Source organism: Nocardioides sp., from assembly GCF_025965415.1.
GTDB lineage: Bacteria > Actinomycetota > Actinomycetes > Propionibacteriales > Nocardioidaceae > Nocardioides.
Genome location: NZ_JAOPWY010000156.1, coordinates 1 through 3,454, shown reverse-complemented (window position 1 = coordinate 3,454; position 3,454 = coordinate 1). Strand labels below are relative to the sequence as shown.

Below are 3,454 nucleotides of genomic sequence, written 5' to 3'. Positions count from 1 at the left end.
CCCTCAACCAGCGAAGGGGTGCGCTAGAGTGCCCCCTACGCCCAGGCCTTCGCCAACCGCTCGACGATCTCGGTGAGCCGGTCGGGCGAGGTGGCGATGTTGAGGCGCACCTGCCCGGTGGAGCCGGGGGCGTAGGAGTGACCCGCGCTCACCATCACCCGCCCGCGCTCGAGCGCGACGGCCGCGGCGTCGTCGTGGCCGTAGGCCGAGGCGTCGAGCCAGGCGAGGTAGGTCGCCTCCAGCGGACGCATCCGCACCTCGGGCAGGTGCGCGGCCAGCAGCTCGCTGAGCAGGGTCCGCTGCTGGTCGAGGCGCTCGACCAGCGAGGCGAGCCAGCCGTCGCCGTGGTCGTACGCCGCCCGCGCGGCGGCGACGCCCAGGGGCGACCAGGAGTCGTTGCGCGACATCGGCTGGTCCGCGAGGCGGCGCCGGTCGTCGGCGTCGGGCACGACGAGCTGGGCACAGCGCAGTCCTGCGGTGTTGAAGGCCTTCGAGGCGGCGACCACCGCGACGGCGTGGTCGTGGGTGCCCTCGATGGACAGGTAGGAGACGTGCTCGGCGCCCGGCAGCACCAGCGGGGCGTGGATCTCGTCGCTCACCACGCGAGCCCGGTGGCGTACGACGACGTCGCGGATCCCCTCCAGCTCGGCGCGGGTGAAGACGCGACCCCACGGGTTGTGGGGCTGAGTGAGCAGCAGGGTCTGCGCGCCGTCGGCGAAGAGCCGGTCCAGCCGGTCGAGGTCGATCTCCGCGCGCTCGGCGGTGGCCGGCACGTCGAGGAGGTGCTCGGCCCGGCCGGTGATCCCGGCCAGGCCGTGCTGGGCGTTGTAGCCCGGTGTCGGGAACACGACCCCGCCCGGACCGCTGAGCACGTCGAGCGCCACCCGCACCCCGGCCGTCACGTCGACCACGGCCTGCACGGCCTGCGGCTCGGGCGCCCAGCCGAAGTGCCGCGCCGACCAGGCGGCGTACGACTCCCCGAGCGCCGGGTCGCTCTCGACCGGGTAGCCGGTGATGCCGTCGGCGAGCATTCGCTGCACGGCCTCGAGCACGGCCGGGTCCACCGCGTAGTCCATCTCGGCCACCCACGCCGGGATCACGCCCTCGGGCACGCCCCACTTGAGCGGGAGCCTGACGCGCGCCTCGGCCTCGGTGAGGTCGACGACCGGGCGACGCTGCTCCCCCACCGTCGGCTCAGACCTGCTCGCGGCTGGCGACCGCGGCGGCGACCCTCTCGATGGCCTCCGCCACTGGTACGCCGTTGTCCTGGCGTCCGTCGCGGTAGCGGAAGCTCACCGCACCCTTCTCGACGTCGTCGTCACCGGCGATCAGCATGAACGGCACCTTCTGCAGCTGCGCGTTGCGGATCTTCTTCTGCATCCGGTCGTCGGACTCGTCGACCTCGACCCGCAGCCCCTGGGCCTTCATCTGTCGCGCGATGTCGAACAGGTAGTCGTTGTGGCGCTCCGCGATCGGGATGCCCTGGACCTGGACGGGCGCCAGCCAGGGCGGGAACGCGCCGGCGTAGTGCTCGACGAGGACACCGATGAACCGCTCGATCGAGCCGAACTTGGCGGAGTGGATCATCACGGGCTGCTGGCGGGTGCCGTCGGCGGCGACGTACTCCAGGTCGAAGCGCTCGGCAGAGGGCTGGTTGAAGTCGTACTGGATCGTCGACATCTGCCAGGTGCGGCCGATCGCGTCCTTGGCCTGCACCGAGATCTTCGGGCCGTAGAACGCGGCGCCGCCGGGGTCGGGGACGAGGTCGACACCGAACTTGCGTGCCGCGGTCTCCAGCACCTCGGTCGCGGTCGCCCACTGCTTGTCGGAGCCGATGAACTTGTCCGGCTTGGAGTCGTCGCGGGTGGACAGCTCGAAGTAGTAGTCGTCGAGGCCGAAGTCGCGCAGCAGCCCGGTCACGAAGGTCAGCAGGTGCTCGACCTCCGCCGGCGCCTGCTCCGGGGTGACGTAGGAGTGCGAGTCGTCCTGGGTCATCGCGCGGACCCGGGTCAGGCCGTGCACGACACCGGACTTCTCGTAGCGGTAGACGGACCCGAACTCGAAGAACCGCAGCGGCAGCTCGCGGTAGGAGCGCTGCCGGGACCGGTAGATGAGGTTGTGCATCGGGCAGTTCATCGCCTTGAGGCGGTACTCGGCGTGCTCCATCTCCATCGGCGGGAACATGGTGTCCGCGTAGTAGGGCAGGTGCCCGGAGGTGTGGAACAGCCCGTCCTTGCTGATGTGCGGGGTGCCGACGTAGTCGAAGCCCTCCTCGAGGTGCCGCCGGCGGACGTAGTCCTCCATCTCCCGCTTGATGACGCCACCCCGCGGGTGGAAGACCGCCATGCCGGAGCCGATCTCGTCCGGGAACGAGTAGAGGTCGAGCTCACGGCCGAGCTTGCGGTGGTCGCGGCGCTCGGCCTCCTCGATCCGGTGGAGGTGCTCCTCGAGCGCCTCCTTGGTCTCCCAGGCGGTGCCGTAGATGCGCTGCAGCTGCTTGTTCTTCTCGTCTCCGCGCCAGTAGGCCGCCGCGCTGCGCATCAGCTTGAACGCGGGGATCCGCTTGGTGGTGGGCAGGTGCGGACCCCGGCACAGGTCGGACCACTTGACCTCGCCGCTGCGGCCGATGTTGTCGTAGATGGTGAGCTCGCCGGCCCCGACCTCGACGCTCGCACCCTCGGTGTCCGCGGCGCCGGCACCGCCCTTGAGGCCGATCAGCTCGATCTTGTAGGGCTCGTCCTTGAGCTCGTCGAGCGCGTCGGCATCGGTGGTGACCCGGCGCTCGAAGCGCTGGTTCTCCTTGATGATCTTGCGCATCGCGGACTCGATCCTGACCAGGTCCTCGGGCACGAACGGGGTCTCGACGTCGAAGTCGTAGTAGAAGCCGTTGTCGATGGGCGGGCCGATGCCCAGCTTCGCCTCGGGCCACAGCTGCTGCACCGCCTGCGCCATCACGTGCGCGGTCGAGTGGCGCAGGATGTCGCGGCCGTCGGCGCTGTCGATGGCCACGGCCTCGACCTCGTCGCCGTCGGCGAGCTCGTAGGCGAGGTCCTTGAGCGCGCCACCGACGCGGGCGGCGACCACGTCGGCGTCGTCGCGGAACAGCTCCCAGGCCTTGGTGCCCGTCGTGACCGTGGTCTCCGCACGCTGATCGGCGTGGATGCGGACGACCTGGATGTCGGACACGAGAGCTCCTTCTGGGGGGACGTGAGTGGGACGGATGTCGCGTTGAGCCTATCGGCCGGGCCGCGTCGGCCTCACCCCGGTTTCCGCGTCAGCCCTCGCTGCGGGAGGTGTGGACGTACGCCGACGTCCCGCACAGATCGGGACCTAGGTGTACTGATCGGGCACGTTGGTCGAGATCGTGTGACGACACGATCTGAATGAGCTTGGAAGGCGAAGACCTCCGGGCGTGGAGTGGAGCTGTCTAAGAACCGCTTCCACCACCTGGAGG

At 70.2% G+C, this 3,454-nt stretch carries 2 protein-coding genes; both read right to left on the bottom strand.

The genetic code is table 11. From position 1 onward, the window contains the following. Positions 1 to 35: 35 nt before the first annotated feature. A complete protein-coding gene (locus JWN97_RS16145) occupies positions 36 to 1,187 on the bottom strand; it encodes an aminotransferase class I/II-fold pyridoxal phosphate-dependent enzyme (RefSeq protein ID WP_297624837.1) in 1,152 nt (383 codons plus the stop codon). A gap of 7 nt (positions 1,188 to 1,194) precedes the next feature. Next, positions 1,195 to 3,162 (bottom strand): threonine--tRNA ligase, encoded by a 1,968-nt coding sequence (thrS, locus tag JWN97_RS16140; protein ID WP_297624842.1) that lies wholly within the window; start codon positions 3,160 to 3,162, stop codon positions 1,195 to 1,197. Positions 3,163 to 3,454 lie beyond the last annotated feature (292 nt).